This window comes from Bartonella sp. ML70XJBT, from assembly GCF_028618425.1.
In the GTDB taxonomy this organism is placed as follows: domain Bacteria; phylum Pseudomonadota; class Alphaproteobacteria; order Rhizobiales; family Rhizobiaceae; genus Bartonella.
Genome location: NZ_JAQISX010000002.1, coordinates 1 through 25,458 on the forward strand (window position 1 = coordinate 1; position 25,458 = coordinate 25,458).

Here is a 25,458-nt window from a genome sequence, read left to right on the forward strand (position 1 = left end):
AATCAAAACCTATCAAATAAATCAAAACGTTTGCTAGCTTTATCAATCCAATCAAAAGCAAATGTGTATTAAGTGAAATGTCTATAACAAAACCCGTTTTTACATTTATGCGCGTTGGTTTTTAAAAGTAGCATTTCATAAGACAAATAAACAAACGCTTTTATAGAATGTAAGACTTTTAAGATTTTCTCTGCTGTGAAATCTAGATCTTTGTTTTTTCGTAAATGAAACAATGAAACGTTCTTAAGAAGAAATGATAACTAAGTTATAACTGTTATAAAAAAGGTTTTAAACGTTTCTTATAATCATCTCATTTTATGTTTCAAACGTTTATACATTCATTTAAAGAGGTTTTTATAAGCGTATTTTTACTTTTCTTTAAAACCTAATTTCTTTAAAAATTAGCCGGCTCAAATTTGAGCTGGTTATCTTTAAAATAGAGCATTCTTTAAACAGCATTATTTTACTAAAAATTTAGTAAAACCCTATGCGTCTAGATTTTACAATGGTTTTGAATTTTGCTTGCTTATCTTAAAGAGCTGCCCCCAAATTTGGGGGGCACTAAAATTACTCAATCCAAATTTGGATTGCCCCCATTTGGCTTCATATTTTTAAACGATAACTTTTAAAACGTTTGTTGCTCGCTTGCTTGCATATAACATAAAAAGGCTTTTGATTATCATAAGATATAACGTTTTGAATTTCATATCTGTTGTGATGATAGTATCTATAATTTCCTGCCTATCGTTTACTAACTTTTTAATAAGCGCTTTAAAAACGATATTGAAATCCTTTATGCACCTTTAATGAATTAAAACCTATAAGCTTATAAAAGTTTCAAACGATTACCCTCTTATAGGTAATAAAATATTGCTATAGCATTTTTAGATTTTACGCTTCTCAATTTTGAGAATTGTAATTTTATGTTTTTATCATGCGATTACCAATCCAATTGTTAAAACAAGCTGTGATCTTTAAAGATATGTTATCGATAATTTCAAATGACTAAATTTTAAACAATGCGATTTTTGAGTGATAAAAACGTATCATAAAATTTATGAACTGTTATAAATGATAGCTGCTTTTCATTTCATTTGAATACACAGATGCGTTATAATATTCACATCATGATTTGCTTTTTATGCTCTATTCATACGTGCCAATCTTTTATAGAAAATGGTCAAATGAATCATACATAAAAGTGTGGATTCTTAAGTGGATTCATATAAAATAATTGAACGCAACATATTGACTTTATTATGTTTTTTATGTATACTGTCGTTTCCTCGTTGTAGTGCACATCTTGTTTCCCTATGACAATGACGGGTTAAATATTGATGCGCACAGCCGTGGTAGCATGACAGCAGGCAAAAAGGGGATGCTTGATTTTGAAAAACGTGGTATTCACGGCATAGCAGGTAACACGAGTATCAACCTTTTTGCTCCTGCTTATAATGCTCAATCGATGGCGAATACGCTTGATTATTTAAGTGATGGCAAGCAAACCTCTGTTGGCTTGGAAAACCACGCAGATGACTTTGTTGGTATTGTGTTTGGCAAAAATCCCGCTACTTTTGATAAGATCCCTTCTGGCAGCGGTCCCTGGAACGAGGCATGGAGAATATTTACGACTTATCCTACTGTTCATGCTTGTTATGGTCATGGAAGTGATGTGTGTATTTCGTTCTATGGTTCATCTCACCGTATACAAATTGATTCAATTAAACCAAGGAGCAAGAAATGAAGTACATCTTAAAATTATTAAGTGTGATAGTCTTGTTTATTATAGCTGGGTGTAATTTTTTTAAGCCTTCTCCAGGGTATATGTACGTCCGGAGCAGATTTTACTGAAGTAGGAAAAGCCCTTTTAGAATGTGGCATGCCAACTCCTTATGATGAGGATTCAGAAAATAGAAAGGTAAGCATTAATGCAAAAGCAACAATTTATGCTTGCATGGTTCAATCAGGTTTTCGCTATAAATTTGCTATAAACATGAGGAACTTTCGAGAGCAGGAGGATGATGTTATCCTTTTAAAGAAGAAAACCTTCCGATTTGTCGTCCTGACGCTATCATTCCACAGGAAGTGTCAAGAGGCGCTTAAACAGCCCGTTTTGTAAAAAGCATCTAGAACAATATGAATGCTATCCTTAAATTTTACTGTTGATGGAAACAATCTCCACAGCCATGTGTTCTCATACTCATGTAGGGTTGTTTCCTCTAATCACTTTAATGCTGTTTATCCATGAGGTATACAAATGTAGGACAACATTTATAAAAATATCTATTTCAATTGTAATCAAAATATTGAAAATAATATTTAAATATAACGTTATAGGATATGATTTTAGTAGTAATTTTGCTGTATTTTTGATACAATGCCATTTAGAATAATCATTGGAAAAGATAAGCGATAATAAAAAGTGATAATGTACGTCATTATTTTGAAAATGAAAAAACAGCATGTGAAATAATTTAGAGATTGTTTTTGTATATTAAATTTATTCAAGGATAGGAAAGTGAAGCAAATTTTAAAATTATTAAGCGGGATAGCCTTATTTGTTATGGCTGGGTGTTACCCAGAACAGCCTTCTCAAACGGCTGTAGATACATGGGGAAAGGCTGGTGCAGATCAACTTGAGATCAAAAAAGCTCTGTTGGAGTGCGGAATGCAGCATCTGGATGGTCGTCTTGATACAGAAGTAAGTACCGATGAGAAATTCAATACAGAGGAGTCTGTGAATGCATGCATGATACAAGCAGGTTTTCAGGATAAATTGGGAAGGGTTAAGTGGTGTGAAAAATATGAAAATCTTCCCATTTGTCAGTCTAATGCTGTTATTCCTCAGCGAAGTGTAGAGAGGCGTTTGAATAGTCCTCATTGTGAAGAGAACAAAGAACAACCCGAATGTCAGCCTTAAGTTGAGGTTGCTGTAATCAATAATCCTCATATTTTTTTATTCTCGCAGGAGGGAGTGCGGTTGCTTTTTCAATGTATGGTCTATATGCTCTTCAGAGTTGTCCTGCGTACGAGAAAAATATTGGCAGACTTATCAGCCTTTTTATTGTAAATATTAAAGGAGGGGGAATTGAAAAAAATATTAAAATTATTAAGTGCTGTAGTTTTATTAAACTCTGCTGGATGTGTTAACAAACCTCCCTCATCGACGCTAGAATTATGGGAAAAGCCCAGGCGTCAATAAGTCTATGGTCCAACAAGCGCTATCAAAATGTGGCTGGAAACCAATCTATGCTTCTTCTGAAAATATGGATTCACGTGCAAGTGAGTTTGCAGCAATTTATGAGTGCATGACTAAAGCAGGTTATCGCTACAAATTGCAAGATTCAAAAGGAATCTATTTTTCACCAGCGCCACGAAGTGATTCATTTTTAGTCAATTTAATGATAGCAGGGTATCAGCAGGTTATGGATAATGATACTTTTGGTGTAACTAATTCGACAAAGCAAGAGCGAGACTTGATGTTACGACTTGAGAATGATAAAAAGAAACAGCAAATAAAAAAGCTTTGAAAAAGTGAAATATTTATCTTTAAAGCAATAATTGAATAAAAATATTATAGGGGAAAAGGGGAGAAATACAGTTCTTTTTCACCTCCAATTCATCAAATCTGAGATTTGCAATAGTGTTATTATCAGATGATAATATTGGGGAACATTTAGAAATTTATTTGATATAAAAAATGGTAAAAAATAGCTTTGTTAATACAGCTACTTTAACGATAATGACCAGATTGCTTTCATAAAGCTAATTTTGATGTTTTTCAACTTTAGGAGAACAAATGTTTTACTGCATTTTAGTTCTTAGCTGGTGATCTAAAATGTTATGCAAGTGATTTTGATGTAAATAGCTTTTTATTTTATGATCTTTTTTAAATCATATCTTCTAAAGTGTTTTATTAATTCATTCAACTCATTGGTAATACGGCATTAAGAAAACCTTTGTTTGTTAATTTAATTTTTTTGCTAGATATCTGCAATTTTAATGTAGAAATTGTGTACATTCGCTTGCATTTCAGGGAAAGTTTTCTTGGTTTTTTGTTGTGGTTGAAGAAATCATGCGATTATAAATTTTACTGTATCTCATTGTGTGATATTTTTATTTTTAGAAATAAGATAAATTGAATATTATATTTCTTTAAAATTCGTATTTCTTTGCGTTTTTTTTGAGATCAATTTCCTGGTGCTTTGTATTTTAGCTTTCAGCATTTGTGGTATGGGTCTTTAAAAAGACTTTCATCTTCAATGATATTTTTAATTTTTTTGTTCTTTCTTTACATAAAATACAAAACATACTATTAGACTCTGTCTTTTGTCAGAAAGACAATAAAATAACTTTTCTTATTTTATTCTTATTGTATTTAATTTTTACAGTTTATTTTTTGCCAGCATTTTTTGTTTTTGTTGAAAAAAGAAAGTTTTGAAAAGCAATGATAATCAAAGTATCTAATAATCGCTTGTATTCGTGTGTTTTTACGACAGTTATTTTTTCTTTTTTTTTAAATATAAATATTGAGGCACATTCTCGTCCATTTATATCACTGTTATGTGACGAAAACAAATTACCTTATGAATGCAGTGATGGTGTAAAGCATACAATTAGTGATAAAATATATAAGTTTACGGCAGCTGTTAAACAAAAAAATGCGGAGGGAAGCTCTTTCGCTTTTCCTGCCGCTATAGGAGTACAGGAGCCAAATACAGTTATTCAGGCAATGCGTATAGAGATTGAAGGTACTGCAGGTATAGAAGATATTTATGGTGCTGTTGTATCAAGAGGAGGAAAAATTGTCTTGAGCGATTCAGCTTTTAAAAATGTGTCAGTAGGTCTTAAAGCTGATCATGGAATAATTGAAGTTAATCGTGGAATAATTGAAGCTTCTCAGGTCGCTGCTTATGCAGAGAAAGTAGGGGCATCTGTTACGTTAATGAATACAAAAATTAAAGTGGAAGGTCAGGGTATTGGTCAAGAGAGCGCTCTTTTCATTAGTACTAATGCAGGTATTCAGATGAAAGGTGGATTTATTGATGTAAATGATGCCGCTGCGCTTTATGTCGAGAGAGGTGGGCGTGCAACTTTAGATAGTGTTACCATTACTTCAAAACGTCAAAAAACAAAACATAGAGAAAATACAAATGAAAGAGTTACGTATACAGCTTTGAATGTAAAACAGCAGGGTTCTGTTTATTTAAAAAATACGAATATTGTTTCTACGAATATGCATGTTTTAACAGTTGGACAAGATTTTAACACACAATCTGCTGTCGGTGGGGAAGAAAATATTTTAATTTCGCGGATTAATATTGAAGATTCAACTATTGAGGCAATAGGGAACAATCATGGTATGCATTTTGAAATGGGAGGGGAGAATCATGCGTATGAACAGGGACTCGTTTTTTTGAAAAAGACGGTTTTTGAAACTCCAGCTGGAACAGCGATTTATAATAATAATAGTCGGAGTTATATTGCTGTAACAGAAGATACTAAAATTTCTGGTGATTTATTATTAACAGTTGAAAAAGGAGGGACTGTCGCGATTTTAGCTGATTCTTCTTCATTGATGGGAAGCACTCGTGTTACCGATGATTCTATTGCTGAGCTTTATTTAACAAGAGGATCAAAATGGTTTTTGACAAGAAGAAGAGAGATAGATTCGCAAGTTTCAAACCTTACCAGTTCATTTATTTCATTTGTAAAACTTTCGGATAGTTTCATCGCTTTTGAAACACCAATGTTTCACGAATATCAGACACTTCATATTGGGAAGGGAGAGAAAGAAGTTTATAGTGCGCAAGATAGTGCGGATATTTATCTTAATACCTATCTCAGGCGTGATGGGTTGCTTGATAATAAAAAGACTGATCGCCTTTTAATACATGGTGATGTTTCTGGAAAAACGACAGTTTATGTGCAATTTATTGCAGAAAATCAGGGGGAAATAGCGACCGGTGAAAATGTTCATAGTGTTTCACTTATTCAGGTTTCTGGAAAAGCAGCTGAAGATTCTTTTCAGTTAAATCGTGCTTATATCGCATTAGAGGGGTTGCCTTATCAATATTATCTTAATGGCTATGGTCCAGCTTCTTCTTTTGGACAAGCACAAGCTTCTCAAAGATTGGTTGAAGGAAAGGGTGACTTTTGGGATTTTCGCCTTGAAAGTAAATATATTCAGCCTGCTTTAGGGATGTCTGTTATCCCTCATTCTGAGTTAAAGATCAGAGAAGTGGTTCCACAAGTTCCAACCTATCTTCTGTTACAAAATGCTTTGTTTCATGTGGGGATGATGGGTATTAGTAATCAACAAAAGCAGTTGCAAGCTATGCGGTCTATTTCTGGTAAGTTATTAAAAGTTAAAGATAATTTTTCTTTATCTGTTCATGCTTATGGGGGGAGTTATCGTTATGTCTCAGATTTGTCTCTCATTGAATATGGGTACGATGGAAATGTTGATTATAACGCTATAGAAACAGATATTTTACTCAAAACAATAGAGAGGGCATATAGTACGATATCTTTTGGGATTATGGGGGCTTATGGAAAGCTTTCCTTACAACCTCGTAACGTGGAACAAAGTCAAAAGAGTCCGTTTAATAAATGGACATTTACGGCATACGGTAGTATGAAACACAATACGGGTTTTTATGGAGATGGTCTTTTATCTTATGGTTTGTTTAAGGGTGATGTACTTACTCATTCATGGGGTAAGACGGCGACATTAAAAGCAAATTCTCTGAGCGTTTCGTTGTCTGCTGGTAAAGTGTTTATGATAGGACAGGAAGGTCTTTTTTTTGATCCGCAGATTCAGCTTGTTTATCAATATCTTCAATTTGATAAGTTTTGTGATATTGATGGGATTGATGTTGAGATGAAAAAAGCAGATCAATGGTTGATGCGTATTGGAGGGTATTTAAGTAAAACATTTACGGCATATGAAAAAGATCGTATTATTTCTTTAAATGGCAATATTCATCTTACCCATCGTTTTGGTGAAAAACAATTTGTTCATCTAAAAGATGTTTTCCAGTTAGGGGCTTTTGGTTCTTCTTTAGAAACAGGTTTGGGGATTAATGCACAATTTTCTTCTAAAGTTACACTTTACAGTGATTTTAGCTATCAGCATAAGCTAACCAAGGCTGGTTTTTCTGGCGTTCGTTTTTCTGGTGGATTGCGTTATCATTTTTAATAAATCTTTTTTCAAAATAATCCATGTATTTTGATAAATATAAAAGGATCACTTTGATTTTATTTTTTTATCTGTTTGTGCTTTTTTTGGGTTACAAATATATGAGATCATTCGTCATCGGCTTTTTAAATAGCAGCACTGTTATCCTATTATGCTGTAAAACACCGTTGTTTGAGGAGGTGAATATCAAGTATAACATGAAGGAGGATATTGATTTTTAATTGGGAGCTTTTGCCGTTAAGCAAAGAAGGGTCATGCGTAAAATACACAACTTCATATTTCCACTTCGCTTTATAGACTGTAAGAAGCATTTTAAAAACATGTGAGTGTGTGTGTAAATACCTCTTTTAAAGATGGAGAGTGTGCAAAGTTATGGATCAATTATCACTATAAAATTCAACATCTTCTTTAAGGAGAAGGCTTTTGCAAAATTTTAGGAAAGTGCATTGTGATTTTGCCTGTATTGATAAGATTCATATCAACATTAAGAGTAAGTAGAAATATCTCTATCCAGGTTATTTAAATATCGGTTTTCCATATGATGTTTAAGGTGTCATCAAGCCATTTGTGGTAATCGCGTGCTTCTTGATCTGAGGCATGAACAGAGAAAATAAAACCAGGATATCCCCCAAATGCTGGTGGAGGTAGTGAAAAATGATCGGTTTCAAAGAAAATTATAGTTCTAGCGGTTTGAGGATGTTGTGCAACCTTATTTAGACCTGAAAATCCACAAAAGCGCCCATGACCACAAAGAGGAATAATATAATTTGCAGCAACTTTTTTAGCTGGGAATATATCGGGAAGGTTTGGATTTGGTTCAGCTAAAGCGGCATTCATACAGAGTTTTGCAAATGAAATTCCTGTACCTTGCTCTACAATAAAATGGGAGACACCAGATCCACCTATACGAGCACCGATCTCAATGATATAAGGCAAGTTATTGACATCTAGGCGTAGCTCTACATGGGCTGCCCCCATATTTATACCAAGAGCTTTTACTCCAGAGCATGCAACTTCACATAAAGCAAGAATTAGAGGTTCTTCTATATCACGGCGTTGACGATAAATTGTTTCTTCAAACCATGGTCCTTCAGGTTGTCCTTTGTCACCAACGGCTAGAACATGTACACCTGCTGTATCAACAAAGCATTCTACGACGAACTCTTTTCCTGGCAAATACTGTTCTACTACTAAGCCTAAAGGCTTCTTTGTATCGTTAAAACGTGCCATGTCTTTATGCTGAACATTCCATACTGCTTTGACGAGATCAGGAAGTTCGGCGGAATTTTTAGCTAACATTATGCCTGTACTAGCCCATCCAGAGACGGGTTTAATGACTAGCGGATACTCCAAGGAATGTGCTTGTGAAAGGTCTTCTGGATTATCTATATAAAAAAATTTTGGTGTTCTAAGCCCTGCTTTAGCAAAAGCTTGACGCATAAGATATTTGTTGCGGGTTAATGCTGCTACTTCTGGTTCAATACTTGGAGTATTGATTTTTTTTGCAGCCAAAGCTGTCCATAGGATGGCTTCTTCGCGAAGGGTTATGACCCCAGAAATATTGCGTTCTTTTACTTCGGCTGAAAAAGTGTCTAGAGCTGCTTCTGGATTATCAAAAACAGGAAGTTGCCAAGTTGAAGTAACTGCTGTAGGTCGTTGAGTAGGAGCACTTTCAGCGGTATCATAGATCATTACCAATTCGATATTAGCTGCTTTTGCAGCTTCAAATATAAATGGTAGTTTTGCATTGCGCTGGCAAACTAATGCGAGTTTTTTCACTTTGTTTCCTCATTAAATTTGGAATTTTGGGAACGGTGTTTTCGTTGCCATCCAGATACCTTTGATGCATCTATGAATAAGAGTGTCATCCCTATAACAGCCATCATCATAGCAATTATTTTGATAATATTGAAAGAAGTGCTCGAGCCTATTATCCATTCACATGTAACCACTGCAAAAGGAGATAATACGCCGATAGTGTTGGCGTATAATACGCCTCCCTCGGCTAAAACTTTTTGATACAATACGTAAACTGGTGCCGAACAAACAGTTCCTAAAATCAATATCTTAAATATATCTTCTAACTGAAGATATAAGAGTGGGGCAGGATCAAAAATGAATAATGGCATAAACGATGCTGCAGAAATTGTTGTGATCCAAGCCAGTGAGGTGAGCAAAGGTAAATTTTTAAGGTAACGTTTAGACAATAAGCCATAAGTAGAGTAAGAAAGCGCTGCTGTTAAAGCAAGAGTTATTCCTGTTAAACTGTAATATGCACCCTCTATACTGTTTATATTGAATGTTATAGCCGCTACACTGACAATGATCATGCCGATAAACTTGAACCACGAAAACATAAGGCTATTCGTCAGTGTACCCAATATATAGGTAATCCCTGGAATGGTTGCTAAAACCATGGTTAAATCACTGGCTTTGAGTGATTTTAATGCACCAAAGCTGCATACAAAATATAACGAGAATCCTAATACAGATAGAATAAAAAAAGAAGGTATCATGGAAAGCAATGATAGAGATCTGAAAACAGTTTTTTCACGAAAGACTGCAATCAACCATAAAGCGGTGGCAGTTGCACACAACCTCAGTCCAACCGCATGCATTACTGGTATATTGCTCACCAAATTCTTAGATAATAACCAACTTATGGAAAACAATGCGAGAATGGCAAAGGTAAATAAGAATAACCGTCCTTTTAAGAAATTCAACGATTTAATCCCCCAATAACGCGCTGTGCATAGTTTGATGTTGAAAAATTAAATCGTAACTGTGAGGTTTCCGGTTTTCCAAGATTATTTTGGATATAATTCTTAGCTCCTACCAAATAAGCGTCATCATCAAATGCTTCAAGCGCTTCTATATCTTCGATCATCAATGTTATTACTTCTTCAAGACGTTTCAAATCAAATTGAAGATAACCTTCATTGGTTTCAATCAATGCTTTGTTACGCATGAATATTTCAAAAAGCAAGATACCTGTACCAGCATCGAAAGTCATATGTTGATCAGAATCTTTTGGATAACGAAATATGCGTTCTAATAGGACAAACTCTGTTATTTCTTTCCAAAATTTTGGATGCTTTTGTAGCATAATATGCACTGTAATTAAATCAACTTTAGTTTCTTCTAGAAGGCCTGTGAACCAATTTAATTTTATATATAGATTCTTATCCAATGGACGCGGGCCGATATGATGTGCATAGTCATGATAATAGCCCCACAAACAGCGAATATCGTAAATGTCTTCTTTAGATAAGTTACGGCTATGTAATTGACCAAACAGGAATTTACTATCTTGACCGAGTAAACGTTCAGCTTCCACAATTGTCTGCTTATTGTAAATATCAAAGAATTTGCTGAAAAAAAACAAAGCAAATGCTTGCTTATCAATTTTCTTAGCAGTCGCTACAGATTCTGGGAATAAAACAATGCAATTGCCTTCTAAAAAACCCTTTGATGCTATTCCCATTTTTATACATTGAAAAGGTGATACATAATTATTTGTATATTTTGAGGCGTCTGCAAGATAGGCCGTTTCATGACGATATCCTGTAACTAATTCCAGCCGGAATCCTTCTGGAGCGGAGCCATTAGTTGCACGCATTGGAGCCAAGAAAAACAAAGGAGCATCTGGTAATGGTGCTTTAAAAGCAGCTAAAGTGTTATCAAATTTAGGAGGGATAGTTAAACCACTAAGCATCCACTGATGAAGATCATCAGAAGTGGTAGCTAAAAGTTCTGAAGATAATCCGTCAATAATATCTACATGGTGGTTCAGCAGAGTGATCAATTCATTGATCATATTAATATCTGCTGAAGTTGGTTTCTTAATGCTACCATCTAGTTTTTGGCGTATACGGAATTTGTCAACCAAGTTAACAATGGAAAGAAGTGCTTCAGATTGTTTCATGATTAGCTGACTTTAGCGAGTGGAGCAAAAAGGCCATTGGCACTTGTCAAAAATTTTCCACAATATTTAGCTTATAGCGGTTTGCCGCAACTGATGTTGTGATACAAGCATCTGCTTTTTCAGCTTTACAAAGAACGGCCGCATCAGCATTGCTGTTGGCAAATATTTTGTCGTATTGATTCGCTACCAAAGATTGAGGGGCAGGATGAGTAGCTACGGTTTTAATTTTATCAGAGTTATTGCGTTTAGCTAAAACCATAGAGTGGGTAGGCATAATAAAACTGTCAAATAATTGCATATCATCTAAACGCGTAAATATGAGTGTATGCAAATTGGGGTAAGCAGCACAGCTCAGGAGATATCCATCTTTTTTCTGAGAAAGTTCATTGAATGCCTCTTCAAGTGTTGCGTATAAGATAATACGGGATCTTAAGTCAGTGGATAAAATATTTTGATTGTGCTTATCAAGCCACCATTTTGCTGCAGCTGCACAGTTAGTATCTGCAGGGCCAAGTGTATATATAAAAATATTATTTTCAGATTGCACGATCTCTATTCTTTTAATTATGCGAATAAATTTAAACTAGTGCAATATGTAGAGTATATCAAGCACAATAAACTAATTAATTTAGTATTTTATAAAATATATGTATATGTGAAAGAAAATTTACGATACAATTTAGTCTTGTTATTATCCTATCATGCCATAAAACATGGTCGTTTAGGGTAGACATTGAACAGAAAAAATTCTACGCAGGGGGGTATTTATTGGATATGTTAGAGAATGATTAAAATGGTTAAGCGAAGGCGGATGATAGTAAACCGTACTGCTCTATCATTTTGGGGATGAGCAGCGTTTTTGAACTGTTCATATCAATAATGCTATTGTGGGTGGATAATGAGCATAGTGATAAAGCGTGAACATTTTTGCCATAAAATTCAATATATTTAGCTTTTTAATTAAGATAAATACTTTTAAAAATTGTTTTATAGTTGTGATTGTATTGAATATATGAAAGGCAATCATTATTGTCTTGTGTGTTCAATAAAGGATATATTTTAAAATCAGTTTGGATTAGTAAGATTTTTTTCTTGTAAGATAGAGAAAGAGATAAATTTAAATCTTAAATCAGATATATAGAGCTTTGAAAATAAGTCATTTTTTTGAAATGTCAGAGGTAAAACAATATGCGTGAAATTTTGAATCATTTTGATAGACCTTCGAATAAAAATAGTTCTGTCCAGAAGAGTCAAAATCTTTCATGCCAACCACATCCTAAACGATTTTATAGAGAAGTAAAGATTGCTTGTGAGGAGGGAGGATTTGCGATCTTATTAGATGAACGTCCCGTTAAAACGCCCGCAAAGCGTCATTTTCTTGTGCCAACGCAAGCGTTTGCTGAATTCATTGCTCAGGAATTTGAGAGCCAAAAGAACGTTGTTAATCCAGCAATAATGCCGATGACGCGTCTTGTTAACACTGTTATTGATGGTATCGCTGATGATATGCAGGCTGTTTTTGAAGATTTATTGCATTTTGTTGCTTGTGATATGATTTTTTATCGTGCACAAACCCCTAAAGAGTTGGTACAACGGCAATGTAAACAATGGGATCCTTTATTGGATTGGGCAGAAGAAAAACTAGGAGCACGCTTTTATTTGACAGAAGGGCTGATGCATGTGGAACAATCACCTGAAGCACTTCAAGCTGTGAGCCATTATTTACGTAGCGTTGAGTCTCCTTATATGCTTGCTGCACTCCATGTGATGACAACTTTAACGGGATCTGCTCTTATTGCTCTTGCGGTCGCTGTGGGAAAAATTGATGCGGATCATGCTTGGTCTATTGCTCATTTAGATGAAGATTGGATGATAGAACAGTGGGGAATGGATAAAGAGACAATGGTACGCCGTGCTCATAAAAAAATTGAATTTAATGCAGCTGTTACAATCGTTACAACTTGTTTATAAGGTTAAAGCCTTTATTTATTATTCTCTTCGATCATTGTATTTTTGTAATTTTTAGAGGATTGATTTTTACTTTTTCAAGTCCAGGAAACACTTCATCGATTATATTTACGATTGCTTCGTCATTACCTCGGATAAAATACCATTGGTTATTATGAAGTAGGGCAATAATTTCAGTTTGAATAGAACATTTTTTTCCAGCATTTGTTGTGGTTACAAGCTCTACGGGGATAACAAAATAAGGAATGCCATTATCAAGTTTACCTTCACGTTTTTGTTTTTGATCAATGTGGATACTTTCAATCTTATAATTTTCTGCCAACTGTTCGATTTGGCCTTTCATGATTTGTTGAAATTGCGATTGACTAAGATTTTTTTTAGCTGTTAAGCTGTTAATAATTTTGGGGGGAATAGCGTTTAAAATGGCATCTGCATCGGCATTTTTAAGTGCTTTACTATAAGCAGATGTTGCTTTTTCAAGTTCAAGGGTTATGAGTTTTTGGTTTCTAATTGTATGCGCTAGAGTTGTTGATGGGATAAGGACAATGCATAAAAGAATAGAAATGAGAAAACAAATTCGCGGCATTAGAAACCTTGTTAATTAATTTGAAGAGATTCAAAATGATTATAAAGGAAAAGTAGATAAGCAAAAAGTCTTTTGCACTCTTGCACAAGACGGATATCCACAAAAATGGAGGCTTTCGCCTCCATTTTAAAAATCAAGATAATGCGTATTTATTGTTTAAACAGAATAGTACATATCAAATTCAACAGGATGAGGCGTTGTTTCGTAACGTAAGACTTCTTGCATCTTTACTTGAATAAAGGAATCAATCTGATCATCATCAAAAACATCGCCAGCTTTAAGGAAGCTACGATCTTTGTCGAGCGCTTCAAGTGCTTCACGCAGACTTCCTGAAACGGTAGGGATTTCTTTGAGTTCTTTTAAGGGAAGATCATAAAGATCTTTATCCATAGCATGTCCAGGGTGAATTTTGTTTTTTATGCCATCAAGACCAGCCATTAAGAGGGCTGCAAATGCTAAATAGGGATTTGCTGTTGGGTCTGGAAAACGAACTTCTACGCGTTTTGAATTTGGCGAAGAACTCATTGGAATACGGCAAGATGCAGAACGATTACGTGCCGAATAGGCAAGAAGGACAGGAGCTTCATAACCAGGAACCAAACGCTTATAGGAGTTTGTGGATGGATTGGTAAAAGCATTAATTGCTTTTGCATGCTTAATAACACCACCGATAAAAAATAAACAGGTTTCTGAGAGTCCGGCATATTCATTTCCCGCAAAGATGGGTTTTCCATCTTTCCAAATGGACATATGGACATGCATTCCTGAGCCATTATCACCAAAAATGGGCTTTGGCATAAAAGTTGCTGTTTTTCCATAACTGTTTGCTATTTGATGCACAACATATTTAAAAATTTGCATCTTATCAGCCTCGCGAACAAGCGTATCAAAACGAATCCCCAATTCATGTTGACCCGCTGCGACTTCATGATGGTGTTTTTCAACCTGCACGCCCATATCTTTGAGTGCTGTGAGCATTTCAGAACGCATATCTTGGCAGGAATCAACCGGTGGAACAGGAAGATAGCCTCCCTTCATTCGTGGACGATGTCCTAGATTGCCTGTTTCATATTCTGTATCATCATTGGAAGGAAGTTCACTTGAATCGAGTTTAAATCCTGTGTTGTAAGGATCCGTTTTATAGCGCACATCATCAAAGATAAAAAACTCTGCTTCTGGTCCTATATTGATTGTATCTCCAATACCTAAAGATTTCATATAAACCTCAGCCCTTTTGGCGATAGAACGAGGATCTCTACGATAAAACTCACCAGAGACAGGGTCAAGGATATCACAAAATATGACCAAAGTGGATTGAGCAAAAAAAGGATCAATATGTGCTGTTTTGGGATCAGGCATTAAAACCATATCAGATTCATTAATTGTTTTCCAACCAGCAATTGAAGAACCATCAAACATAACACCATCACTAAAGGTATCTTCGCTGATCTCTGCGATATCCATTGTAATGTGATGCAATTTTCCTCGTGGATCAGTAAAACGTAAATCAACAAAACGGATTTCGTTGTCTGCAATCTGTTTGATAATATTTGATGCGGTTGTCATATTCAATTTCCTTAATATGGCGTTGAGGGTGATAAAAGGCGAATTTTTCGTTGTTTATTAAAGAGCATCGATCCCAGTTTCGTCAGTGCCTATACGAATGGCATCATCAATGGAAAAAACAAATATCTTTCCATCTCCTATATGTTTTGTTTGCGCTGCTTTGCGTATTGCATCAACAGTTTGTTCCAGTTTTTCATCGGATACAACAATCTCAATCTTTACTTTAGGTAGAAAGTCAACAACATATTTCGTACCACGATAAAGTTCTGTATGTTCTCTTTGATGGCCAAAACCTTTCGCTTCTGTTACTGTAATACCGTGTAGTCCAATTTTTTGAAGCGCTTCTTTTACTTCATCAAGTTTGAAAGGTTTTATAATGGCTTCAATTTTTTTCATGCTGAAATTATCTCCAACGTTATTTTGTCTTTTTAGACCGCATCACATTATATTGACAACTCTAAGATGTCCAACAGATACTTTGTACACAAAAACTCGAAAATAATTATAGTCTATGCTCTAGGAGGAGAGTTTCTTGTACAATGAAGTGAAATATTGTTTTTTTGGAAAAAATTACAATTCTTTGTACAGAATTTAAATAATATAATAAGAGTGTTATGTTTCTTTTTTATTTAGTAACGCTTTGATTTATAAGGATAATTAAATATTTCTCATATCGAATAAGAAACTCTAATAGCATGAGATTTTTTCACTTTAGATCTTTTTATTCTCAAGCAATTAAAACAATATTTTTGTATATTATTTAAGTGTATATCATAAGCCATACGAGTGCGTGGATAAAAACGGTTAAGAGGGAAATAAAATACCTATAATGGATAGCATATTAAATGCAAGGGCTTCTGAATAGCAATGGGAAGCTGTAAGTATTGGTTAAATATCATGATAGCGGCGATTTGTTCCGCCAATAAGTATAAATATGCTGCTGTATAATAATCGATGTATCAAAATAGTATTTACAGGGGATGTCGTGAAATGGGCTTTAAAGCATTGTAGAAATATCTCTTTAAAAACAAGTGTCTGGAATTGGCAACGCCAATTATTCCGTTTGGGACATTCTGTCCCTTCGTGAGGAATGAATCCCGTTAAGGAACGCGATAAATAAAAGTGTGAAGCAATGTGCAGCCTTTCTGATAAGATCTTGCTGTAGATGCTTTTGAAAATCGTCAAGATCAAGATGAATTAAAAGCAGATGGAAAAGAGGAAAGATACGCAATTATGCGCACGTTCTCCTATTAGGCAATACGAAAGATAAAATAGCTTATAAAGCGCGAAAAATCGTTTCAGCCCTTGTTTTAAACATACCGCAGCACTGGAATGAGATTTAATTTACAGGCAACAATAAAAACACCGTCTTTGTTCGTATACTGTATCTTACAAGGTAAGTCCTTTAAGACTAAACCTTTTTAAGAGTTGGAATTGTAGAGAGATTGGCGCTGTAAAACATCTTTTAGAAATTTTCCCGTATAAGAAGCGGGAACCTTAATAATGTCTTCAGGACGCCCAATAGCAACGATTTCACCCCCACGATCTCCACCTTCTGGTCCTAAATCAATAATCCAGTCGGCTGTTTTGATAACATCAAGGTTATGTTCAATGACGATGACAGTGTTGCCTTGCTCGACCAGTTCATGAAGCACTTCAAGAAGTTTAGAAATATCATGAAAATGTAAACCTGTTGTCGGTTCATCCAAAATATAAAGTGTACGTCCCGTTGTTTTGCGTGAAAGCTCTTTTGCAAGTTTTACACGTTGTGCTTCCCCACCAGAAAGTGTGGTCGCTTGCTGTCCCACTTTTATGTAACCCAATCCTACTTTCATGAGGGTTTCCATTTTATTATGAATAGCGGGAACAGCCTGGAAAAATTCCTCAGCCTTTTCGATTGTCATATCTAAAATATCGGCGATAGATTGCCCTTTGAATTTTATTTCTAGTGTTTCTCTATTATAACGTTTTCCTTTACAGACATCACAAGTTACATAGACATCCGGTAAAAAGTGCATTTCAATTTTGATGACTCCATCACCTTGACAAGCTTCACAGCGTCCTCCTTTAACATTAAATGAAAAACGCCCTGCTTTATAACCACGAGCTTTTGATTCTGGGAGTTCGGCAAACCAGTCACGAATCGGTGTAAAAGCGCCTGTATAGGTTGCGGGATTAGAGCGTGGGGTGCGTCCAATAGGGGACTGGTTGATATCAATGACTTTATCAAGAAATTCTAATCCTTCAATTTTATCATAGCAGGCAGGGCTATGATGACTACCCATGATCTGATGTGATGCTGCTTTGAAAAGCGTTTCAATAAGAAATGTTGATTTTCCTCCTCCAGAAACACCGGTTATGCATGTGAAAGTTCCAAGAGGGATATTTGCACTGATATTCTTAAGGTTATTGCCTTTGGCGCCAATGACTTTAAGGGTTTTCAATTTTGATATTTTGCGTCGCTCTGTCGGCAGTCTAACAGCCATTTTCCCTGAAAGATATTGGCCTGTGAGAGAGGTTGGATTCTCTATAACTTCTTGTGGTGTCCCTTGCGCTATGATTTTACCACCATGAACCCCTGCCGCAGGGCCTATATCAACAACATGGTCTGCTGCGCGAATGGCATCTTCATCATGTTCAACAACAATAACTGTATTACCAAGATCGCGTAAATGGCATAGCATTTCCAAAAGACGTTCATTATCGCGTTGGTGTAAACCGATGGATGGTTCATCTAAAATATAAAGAACGCCTGTAAGACCAGAACCAATCTGGGAGGCTAATCGAATGCGTTGGCTTTCTCCCCCTGAAAGAGTTCCTGAATTTCGAGATAAGGTAAGATATTCCAATCCTACATGATTTAAAAAAGCTAAGCGTTCGCGAATTTCTTTTAAAATACGTACTGCGATATTACGTTGTTTTTCCGTGAGATGTTGATGGAGGTTGGCAAACCAATCATCTGCTTTTAGAATAGAAAGATCTGATATTTGCCCAATATGCATCCCATGGATTTTCACAGCAAGTGCCTCTGGTTTTAAACGATAACCGTGACAAGCTGGACAAGGAGAAGAAGACATATAACGCTCAATTTCTTCACGAGACCAAGCAGAATCAGTTTCCTTCCAGCGTCTTTCCATATTGGGGATGATTCCTTCAAAAGGTTGAGTCATTTTATGCAAACCAGAGTTATTTTTGTAGATAAAAGAAATTTCATTTCTTTTTGTACCGTAGAGAATAGCTTGTTGTGCTTCATTAGAGAGTTCACACCACTGATTTGTGAGTTTGAAATCGTAAGCTTTTCCTAATGCTTCTAAGGTTTGGCTATAATAAAATGAATCTGATTTAGCCCAAGGAGCAATGGCTCCGCCTTTTAAGGTAAGATTTTTATTTGGTACAATTTTTTGAGGATCCATTGCCTTTTTGATTCCCAGTCCATCGCAGAGAGGACAGGCTCCAAAAGGATTATTGAATGAAAAGAGTCGTGGTTCAATTTCAGGGATAGAAAAACCTGATACAGGGCAGGAAAATTTTTCTGAAAAAAGAAGCCGTTTGTGTGTGTCGTTTTTTGATTTATAAGCAGCTTCTTTTGTCGTTTCTTTTTGTGCTAAGGGTTGGTCCGCCATTTCAGCAATGACAAGTCCATTTGCTAGCTGTAAACAGGTTTCTATACTATCAGCCAAGCGAGAGGTGATATCATTTTGTACAACAATGCGGTCTACCACAACATCGATGTCATGTTTATATTTTTTATCAAGAGGTGGAATATCAGAGATTTCATAGAATTCTCCATCAACTTTAGCGCGCTGAAATCCTTTTCTTAAAAGTTCCCTTAGCTCTTTTTTATACTCTCCCTTTCGACCTCGCACCAAGGGGGCCATAATAAAAATTCGTGTTCCTTCTGGTAAGGACATAATTTGATCAACCATTTGGGTTACTGTCTGGCTTTCAATAGGAAGTCCTGTAGCAGGGGAATGGGGAATACCAATACGAGCAAAGAGGAGACGCATATAGTCGTAGATTTCAGTGACGGTACCAACTGTTGAGCGTGGGTTGCGGCTGGTGGTTTTTTGTTCAATGGAGATAGCTGGAGAAAGGCCATCTATGCGATCGACGTCTGGTTTTTGCATGACTTCGAGAAATTGGCGTGCATAAGCCGAAAGGCTTTCGACATAGCGGCGTTGTCCTTCAGCGTAAATTGTATCAAAAGCTAAAGATGATTTTCCTGATCCAGAAAGTCCTGTTACAACAATGAGTTTATCACGAGGCAGATCAAGATCAATATTTTTAAGGTTATGCTCACGTGCACCGCGAATGGAGATATATTTTTGATGAGTCATCTTTTATCCTTGGCATATGTGACAGAAATTAAGCCTCTGAAATGGCATAAAACTGTTTTTTTAGAATTAAAACGTGCTTAACTGCCTTAACGCAAAAAGAAAGTATAAGTTTTATGAAAAGAAAACACAAATGAGCAGCTTTTTATTCTCTATTGATGGAATAAACTATGCGTTGTTATCATATTTTGTTATAATTACATTGGATCCAATGTTGGGAAAGGGTAGCAATATCCATATTGAAGGTCAATTGCAAACGTGTAAATTGAAGGTCAAGATGGTTATAACTGTTCTATAACAGTGTTTTACGAATTAAAATTTTGGAGTTTATGCGATGGCAGGTAGCCTTAATAAAGTTATTTTGATTGGTAATCTCGGGTCAGATCCCGAAATCCGCCGTTTGAATTCTGGAGATCAAGTGGCAAATTTGCGTATTGCTACTTCGGAAAGTTGGCGTGATCGGAATACAAATGAACGAAAAGAACGCACCGAGTGGCATAATATTGTTATTTTTAATGAGAATCTTATCAAAATTGCAGAGCAATATTTAAAAAAAGGCAGTAAAATTTATATCGAGGGGCAGTTACAGACACGGAAATGGCAAGATCAAAATGGAAATGATCGTTATACAACAGAGGTTGTTTTGCAAAAATACCGTGGGGAATTACAAATGCTTGATGGGCGTGGGGGAGCTGGTGGGGAGCAAGGTGCCGGTCAAGGAGGCAGTTACAGTGGGGGTTTTACAGATATTAACGCAAATCAGAAAAATACTTTTGGTCAAACTGATAGCAAAGTGGGAGAAAGTTTTTCTCATAAATTAGATGACGATGTACCTTTCTAAGAGTCTTTACAAGACAGTATTACACGTTCTTTATGGTTTGTTTGTTTCAGATTTTTGAAGTTTAGCGAAGTGGAAGCTGTTTATTGTTATTGATAATTTTTATTAGGAATTAATAACATCTTGAAAAATATTGTTAAATTTCTCCTTTGTTATGGGAGAGAGATTAGCATTTTGGTGTATTTTTCGATATAAACAAAGTAAAATGATTCTTTTTTGAAAGTTTTGAAATTGTGACTGATCTTACTCCACAACCAGAACGTGATGTGCTGACTGGTATTGAACCAATCAGCATAATTGATGAAATGCAACGCTCTTATCTCGATTATGCGATGAGTGTCATTGTTTCACGTGCACTCCCTGATGTCCGTGATGGTCTTAAACCTGTTCATCGACGTATCCTTCATGCTATGAATGAGATGGGGCTTGTTTTTAATAAGCCGTATCGTAAGTCTGCTGGTGTTGTTGGGGAGGTTATGGGAAAATTCCATCCCCATGGTGACGCTTCTATTTATGATGCTTTGGTGCGTATGGCACAGGACTTCTCCTTGAGAAATCCGTTGATCGATGGTCAGGGGAATTTTGGTTCTGTTGATGGTGATCCACCAGCGGCAATGCGCTATACTGAGTGTCGTTTAGAAAAAGTCTCAGAAGCGCTTTTAGCTGATATTGATAAAGATACGGTTGATTTTCAGGATAATTATGATGGGCGTGAATGTGAACCGGTTGTTTTACCAGCGCGCTTCCCTAATCTTTTGGTTAACGGGTCAGGGGGCATTGCTGTGGGAATGGCAACCAATATTCCACCCCATAATCTTGGCGAAGTTGTTGATGGTTGTATCGCCCTAATTGATAATCCCAATATCACACTTGATCAAATAATTGAAATTATTCCTGGTCCAGATTTCCCTACAGGGGGAATTATCCTCGGGCATTCTGGTGTCCGTTCAGCTTATGAAACAGGGCGTGGCTCGATTATTATGCGTGCTAAAGTTGATATTGAAGAAATTCGCAGTGGTCGACAGGCAATTATTGTGAGTGAAATTCCTTATCAAGTTAACAAAGCAACAATGATTGAAAAAATGGCCGAATTGGTGCGCGATAAACGCATTGAAGGAATTTCTGATTTGCGTGACGAATCTGATCGTGATGGATATCGTGTTGTTATTGAGTTGAAGAAAGATGTTGTTGCGGAAATTGTTTTAAACCAATTATATCGTTATACGCCGCTGCAAACTTCTTTTGGTTGTAATATGGTTGCGTTGAATGGGGGAAAACCTGAACAAATGACGTTGCTTGATATGCTTCGTGCATTTGTTTCTTTCCGTGAAGAGGTTGTTAGTCGGCGAACAAAATATCTTTTGCGTAAAGCCCGTGAGCGGGCCCATGTTTTGGTTGGTCTTGCCCTTGCTGTTGCCAATATTGATGAAATCATAGCGCTTATTCGCAAAGCACCTGATCCACAAACAGCACGTACACAATTAATGGAGCGACGCTGGCCTGCTGCGGATGTAGCACCTTTGATTAAACTTATTGATGATCCTCGTCATATTATTCATGAGGATAGTACTTATAATCTTTCTGAAGAGCAGGCGCGTGCTATTTTAGAATTGCGTTTGCAACGGTTGACTGCCCTTGGGCGTGATGAAATTGCTGATGAATTGAATAAAATTGGCGTGGATATTGCTGATTATCTTGATATTTTGGCATCGCGTGTACGCATTATGGGTATTGTTAAAGATGAGTTGAGTGCTCTTCGTGAGGAATTTGCAACGCCGCGACGTACTGTCTTTGGTTTTGGCAGTGCTGAGATGGAGAGTGAAGATCTGATCGCACCAGAAGATATGGTAGTAACGGTTAGCCATAGTGGTTATATTAAGCGCGTCCCTCTTAATACCTATCGTGCACAGCGTCGTGGCGGTAAGGGACGTTCTGGTATGTCGACGAAAGATGAGGATTTTGTAACGCGTTTATTTGTCGCTAATACACATACTCCAGTTCTTTTCTTTTCATCACGTGGGATTGTTTATAAGGAAAAAGTTTGGCGACTACCACTGGGGACACCACAATCGCGTGGGCGGGCTTTGATCAATATGCTTCCCTTACAACAAGGTGAGCGTATTACAACCATTATGCCTTTGCCTGAAGATGAAGAAAGCTGGAGTGCGCTGGATATCATGTTTGCGACAACACGTGGGACTGTGCGCCGTAATAAGTTATCAGATTTTATTCAAGTTAATCGTAATGGTAAAATTGCCATGAAACTTGATGAAGAAGATGAAATTCTTTCTGTTGAAACCTGTACAGAACATGATGATGTGGTTCTCACAACAGCGAATGGGCAATGTATTCGTTTTCCAGTTGTGGATGTTCGTGTCTTTGCGGGGCGTAATTCTGTAGGGGTTCGTGGTATCAATTTGGCTAAAGGCGATAAAGTTATTTCGATGACAATTTTAGAGCATGTTGAAGCGACGTCCATTGAGCGTTCTACATATATTAAACGTGTGATAAATGAACGCCGTGCTGCTGGTTCAGATGCTGATATTGAAGATATTGTCATTCTTGATGAGGAAGATGGGGGTACTGAGACAGAGTTAACAGAGGAGCGCTACACAGAACTCCATGCACGCGAACAGATGCTGTTAACCGTGAGTGAGTTTGGTTATGGTAAACGCTCTTCTTCTTATGAGTTCCGGATTTCGGGACGTGGTGGAAAAGGAATTCGTGCAACAGATCCATCTAAAACTGCTGAAATTGGTAAATTAGTAGCGGCTTTTCCGGTGAAGGCGCAAGATCAAATTATGTTGGTATCAGATGGGGGACAGCTAATTCGCGTCCCTGTTGAGGGAATTCGTATGGCAGGGCGCTCAACTAAGGGGGTGACAATTTTTAATACAGCTGAAGGTGAAAGAGTCGTATCGGTTGAGCGTATTTCTGAACCTGAAGATGAAACGCGCTCATTAGAGGATGAAAGTGAGAAGCATTCTGATACAGTTGATATGAGCGAAGAAAAGTAATTTTGAAGAGGGTGGAGTACAATCTATGAAAATTGCTTTTTATGCAGGTTCTTTTGATCCTCTTACAAACGGTCATCTTGATATTTTGAAAGGGTGTTTTGTGTTAGCTGATAAGGTGGTCGTTGCTATAGGATTACAGGCGAACAAAAAAACACTTTTTAGTTTTGAAGAGCGCGTTGGTTTTATTACGCAGGTAGGGAAAGATTTGTTTGGTACAGATTCTGATCGGTTGCAGGTTCTTTCATTTGATAACCTTCTCATTGAAAAGGCGCGTGAAGTTGGTGCTTCATTTCTCATTCGTGGGTTGCGTGATGGTACTGATCTTGATTATGAAATGCAAATGGCAGGGATGAATGCTGTTATGGCCCCTGAATTGCAAACTGTTTTTTTGCCGGCAAGCGTTTCTGGACGTGCGATAACATCTACATTGGTCCGTCAAGTTGCCTCTATGGGAGGGGATGTGACACCATTTGTTCCGCTCAATATTGCACAAGCTTTACGTTTGAAATTCCAGTCTTTATAAGGGTGAATAATTGTGTCTCGTAGATTCTTTGCCGTTTTGATATGTGTATTTTGTTTTTTTTCATTGCGCGCTGTTGCTGATAATTTTAGCTCAGCAAACCCAGCAAATGATGCAAGCCTGCTTGTTTTATCTCTCAAAGACGGTGATGTTTTTATTCGTCTGCGTCCTGATTTGGCGCCAAAACATGTTGAGCAAATCAAAAAACTAGCAGAAGAGGGAGCTTATAATAATGTTGTGTTTCATCGCGTTATTCCTGGCTTTATGGCACAAACTGGTGATGTAAAGTTTGGAAAAAAAGGCAGTAAAAGTTTTGATCTGAAACGCGTTGGTATGGGAGGTTCAAGTTATCCCAATATACCGGCTGAATTTTCAAAGCAGTCGTTTAAGCGCGGTACTGTTGGGATGGCTCGTTCACAAGATCAAAATTCTGCTAATTCTCAATTCTTCATTTGTTTTGATGATGCTCCTTTTTTAAATGGTCAATATACGATTGTTGGAGAAGTCATACAGGGGATGGATATTGTTGATAAAATTAAAAAAGGGACTGCAAGTAATAATGGATCTGTAACAAATCCTGATGTTATTCATGCTGCTACTTTACAAATTGAAAGATAAATCAAAGGAGTTTTCATATGGTTGAGAATAAAAATCCAGAGAATATCTTAATTCTTGACACGACGAAAGGCAGAGTTGTTATTGAACTTTTTGCTGATTTAGCGCCTGGCCATGTTACACGTATTAAAGAACTTGTTCGTGAAGGTGCTTATGATAATGTTATTTTCCATCGCGTTATTGATGGTTTTATGGCGCAGACTGGTGATGTGCAGTTTGGAAAGAAGGATGGTGAAAAATTTAATTTATCACGTGCGGGGATGGGTGGTTCAGAAAAACCAGATTTAGCCGCAGAGTTTTCAAATCTTTTTCATAAGCGTGGTACAGTTTCTATGGCGCGGAGTCAGAATCCAAATTCCGCTAATTCGCAGTTTTTTATTTGTTTTGCAGATGCTCCGTGGCTTGACCATCAATATTCCATATGGGGGAAAGTCGTTGAGGGTATGGAAAATGTTGATAAAATTAAGCGCGGTGAACCTGTTGTCGATGATCCTGATACAATTACCAAAGCTGTTATTGCTGCTGATGCAGAATAGTATAAATCATATGCGTTTCAATTATAAACTGTCTGAAAGAAAATACTCTTTTCTGATCAATAAGGGTATGTGAATTTTTTTTGTAGTATCATGCTTTTCTTTCGCATTTTTAAGCTAAGAACTCTCCATTATTTCTTTCAATCTGATCTACAAGAATTGGCGCCAAGGATTTGTACAAAAAGCTGTCAGGATAAAAAATGCAAAGCCAGTTGTTTTAGGGGGGGGCAAAGTGTTTTATAAAAAAACAACACTCCTCTTCGATCAATTGCTGGTCTCCTAATGGTTTTGCTCCTGTTCTGAAAAAAGAACGTGCTTTTGTTGCTGTTTGTATAGAAACATTTAATCCTAATGC

Annotated in this window: 17 protein-coding genes and 2 pseudogenes; 11 read left to right on the forward strand and 8 right to left on the reverse strand. The window is 36.6% G+C overall.

The features are described from left to right. Window positions 1–1,303 precede the first annotated feature (1,303 nt). The 5 genes and pseudogenes from PVV65_RS00890 (at window position 1,304) to PVV65_RS00910 (ending at window position 7,201) form a co-directional block, all read left to right on the forward strand. Window positions 1,304–1,744, forward strand: a complete 441-nt coding sequence (locus PVV65_RS00890) for a hypothetical protein (protein ID WP_275065128.1) — start codon at window positions 1,304–1,306, stop codon at window positions 1,742–1,744. Beyond that, a pseudogene (locus PVV65_RS00895) lies at window positions 1,741–2,153 on the forward strand (hypothetical protein). Before PVV65_RS00890 ends, PVV65_RS00895 begins: the two are co-directional and overlap by 4 nt. Window positions 2,154–2,518: 365 nt before the next feature. Then, window positions 2,519–2,920 carry a hypothetical protein gene (locus tag PVV65_RS00900; RefSeq protein ID WP_273754294.1) on the forward strand — a complete coding sequence of 134 codons (402 nt, stop codon included), beginning with the start codon at window positions 2,519–2,521 and terminating at the stop codon, window positions 2,918–2,920. Window positions 2,921–3,088: 168 nt separating this feature from the next. Continuing rightward, window positions 3,089–3,530, forward strand: a pseudogene (locus tag PVV65_RS00905) (hypothetical protein). Window positions 3,531–4,447: 917 nt separating this feature from the next. Beyond that, entirely contained in the window at window positions 4,448–7,201 is a 2,754-nt protein-coding gene (locus PVV65_RS00910; protein WP_273788864.1) for an autotransporter outer membrane beta-barrel domain-containing protein, read from the forward strand. 519 nt (window positions 7,202–7,720) lie between these two features. Here the strand turns inward: PVV65_RS00910 and PVV65_RS00915 are convergent. The 4 genes from PVV65_RS00915 to PVV65_RS00930 form a co-directional block, all read right to left on the reverse strand. Further along, window positions 7,721–8,980 (reverse strand): ATP-grasp domain-containing protein, encoded by a 1,260-nt coding sequence (locus tag PVV65_RS00915; RefSeq protein WP_273788865.1) that lies wholly within the window; start codon window positions 8,978–8,980, stop codon window positions 7,721–7,723. After that, window positions 8,977–9,837, reverse strand: coding sequence for a DMT family transporter (locus PVV65_RS00920; RefSeq protein WP_273788980.1), 861 nt, complete (start codon window positions 9,835–9,837; stop codon window positions 8,977–8,979). The genes PVV65_RS00915 and PVV65_RS00920 overlap by 4 nt, the downstream gene beginning before the upstream one ends. 83 nt (window positions 9,838–9,920) lie before the next feature. Further along, the gene (locus PVV65_RS00925) at window positions 9,921–11,126 is read right to left on the reverse strand and encodes a DUF6421 family protein (RefSeq protein ID WP_273788866.1); all 1,206 of its coding nucleotides are present in this window, start codon (window positions 11,124–11,126) and stop codon (window positions 9,921–9,923) included. A gap of 46 nt (window positions 11,127–11,172) precedes the next feature. Next, window positions 11,173–11,673 carry a prephenate dehydratase domain-containing protein gene (locus PVV65_RS00930; protein ID WP_273788867.1) on the reverse strand — a complete coding sequence of 167 codons (501 nt, stop codon included), beginning with the start codon at window positions 11,671–11,673 and terminating at the stop codon, window positions 11,173–11,175. A 641-nt stretch (window positions 11,674–12,314) separates the two neighbouring features. Between PVV65_RS00930 and PVV65_RS00935 the strand changes: the two genes are divergently transcribed. Beyond that, on the forward strand, window positions 12,315–13,097 hold the full coding sequence (locus PVV65_RS00935; protein WP_273788868.1) for an ATP12 family chaperone protein: 783 nt from the start codon (window positions 12,315–12,317) through the stop codon (window positions 13,095–13,097). 31 nt (window positions 13,098–13,128) lie between these two features. On the opposite strand, the gene PVV65_RS00940 is transcribed toward PVV65_RS00935, so the two are convergent. The 4 genes from PVV65_RS00940 to uvrA all read right to left on the reverse strand — a co-directional run bounded on the left by PVV65_RS00940 (window position 13,129) and on the right by uvrA (window position 19,583). Further along, complete coding sequence (locus tag PVV65_RS00940) at window positions 13,129–13,680, reverse strand: hypothetical protein (RefSeq protein WP_273788869.1); 552 nt, start codon at window positions 13,678–13,680, stop codon at window positions 13,129–13,131. A 156-nt stretch (window positions 13,681–13,836) separates the two neighbouring features. Next, entirely contained in the window at window positions 13,837–15,246 is a 1,410-nt protein-coding gene (gene glnA / locus PVV65_RS00945) for a type I glutamate--ammonia ligase (RefSeq protein WP_273754283.1), read from the reverse strand. Window positions 15,247–15,303: 57 nt separating this feature from the next. After that, on the reverse strand, window positions 15,304–15,642 hold the full coding sequence (locus PVV65_RS00950) for a P-II family nitrogen regulator (protein ID WP_273754282.1): 339 nt from the start codon (window positions 15,640–15,642) through the stop codon (window positions 15,304–15,306). 1,025 nt (window positions 15,643–16,667) lie between these two features. Next, window positions 16,668–19,583: an excinuclease ABC subunit UvrA gene (gene uvrA, locus PVV65_RS00955; RefSeq protein ID WP_273788870.1), complete on the reverse strand. Its 2,916-nt coding sequence runs from the start codon at window positions 19,581–19,583 to the stop codon at window positions 16,668–16,670. Window positions 19,584–19,914: 331 nt separating this feature from the next. Here uvrA and ssb point away from each other — a divergent pair, with 331 nt between their 5' ends. The 5 genes from ssb (at window position 19,915) to PVV65_RS00980 (ending at window position 25,106) form a co-directional block, all read left to right on the forward strand. Next, entirely contained in the window at window positions 19,915–20,421 is a 507-nt protein-coding gene (ssb, locus tag PVV65_RS00960) for a single-stranded DNA-binding protein (RefSeq protein WP_273788871.1), read from the forward strand. 230 nt (window positions 20,422–20,651) lie between these two features. Continuing rightward, window positions 20,652–23,435 (forward strand): DNA gyrase subunit A, encoded by a 2,784-nt coding sequence (gene gyrA, locus PVV65_RS00965; protein WP_273788872.1) that lies wholly within the window; start codon window positions 20,652–20,654, stop codon window positions 23,433–23,435. Window positions 23,436–23,460: 25 nt separating this feature from the next. Continuing rightward, window positions 23,461–23,958, forward strand: a complete 498-nt coding sequence (coaD, locus tag PVV65_RS00970) for a pantetheine-phosphate adenylyltransferase (RefSeq protein WP_273788873.1) — start codon at window positions 23,461–23,463, stop codon at window positions 23,956–23,958. A gap of 12 nt (window positions 23,959–23,970) precedes the next feature. Further along, window positions 23,971–24,573 carry a peptidylprolyl isomerase gene (locus PVV65_RS00975; RefSeq protein ID WP_273754276.1) on the forward strand — a complete coding sequence of 201 codons (603 nt, stop codon included), beginning with the start codon at window positions 23,971–23,973 and terminating at the stop codon, window positions 24,571–24,573. 17 nt (window positions 24,574–24,590) lie between these two features. After that, on the forward strand, window positions 24,591–25,106 hold the full coding sequence (locus PVV65_RS00980; protein WP_273788874.1) for a peptidylprolyl isomerase: 516 nt from the start codon (window positions 24,591–24,593) through the stop codon (window positions 25,104–25,106). The last annotated feature ends 352 nt before the right edge of the window (window positions 25,107–25,458 follow it).

Bases quoted from the DNA above. Each gene is read 5' to 3' on its own strand.
- PVV65_RS00950 (WP_273754282.1), bottom strand. From the start codon at position 15,642: ATGAAAAAAATTGAAGCCATTATAAAACCTTTCAAACTTGATGAAGTA.
- uvrA (WP_273788870.1), bottom strand. From the start codon at position 19,583: ATGACTCATCAAAAATATATCTCCATTCGCGGTGCACGTGAGCATAAC.
- PVV65_RS00980 (WP_273788874.1), top strand. From the start codon at position 24,591: ATGGTTGAGAATAAAAATCCAGAGAATATCTTAATTCTTGACACGACG.
- coaD (WP_273788873.1), top strand. From the start codon at position 23,461: ATGAAAATTGCTTTTTATGCAGGTTCTTTTGATCCTCTTACAAACGGT.
- PVV65_RS00910 (WP_273788864.1), top strand. From the start codon at position 4,448: ATGATAATCAAAGTATCTAATAATCGCTTGTATTCGTGTGTTTTTACG.
- PVV65_RS00935 (WP_273788868.1), top strand. From the start codon at position 12,315: ATGCGTGAAATTTTGAATCATTTTGATAGACCTTCGAATAAAAATAGT.
- PVV65_RS00925 (WP_273788866.1), bottom strand. From the start codon at position 11,126: ATGAAACAATCTGAAGCACTTCTTTCCATTGTTAACTTGGTTGACAAA.
- PVV65_RS00940 (WP_273788869.1), bottom strand. From the start codon at position 13,680: ATGCCGCGAATTTGTTTTCTCATTTCTATTCTTTTATGCATTGTCCTT.
- ssb (WP_273788871.1), top strand. From the start codon at position 19,915: ATGGCAGGTAGCCTTAATAAAGTTATTTTGATTGGTAATCTCGGGTCA.
- glnA (WP_273754283.1), bottom strand. From the start codon at position 15,246: ATGACAACCGCATCAAATATTATCAAACAGATTGCAGACAACGAAATC.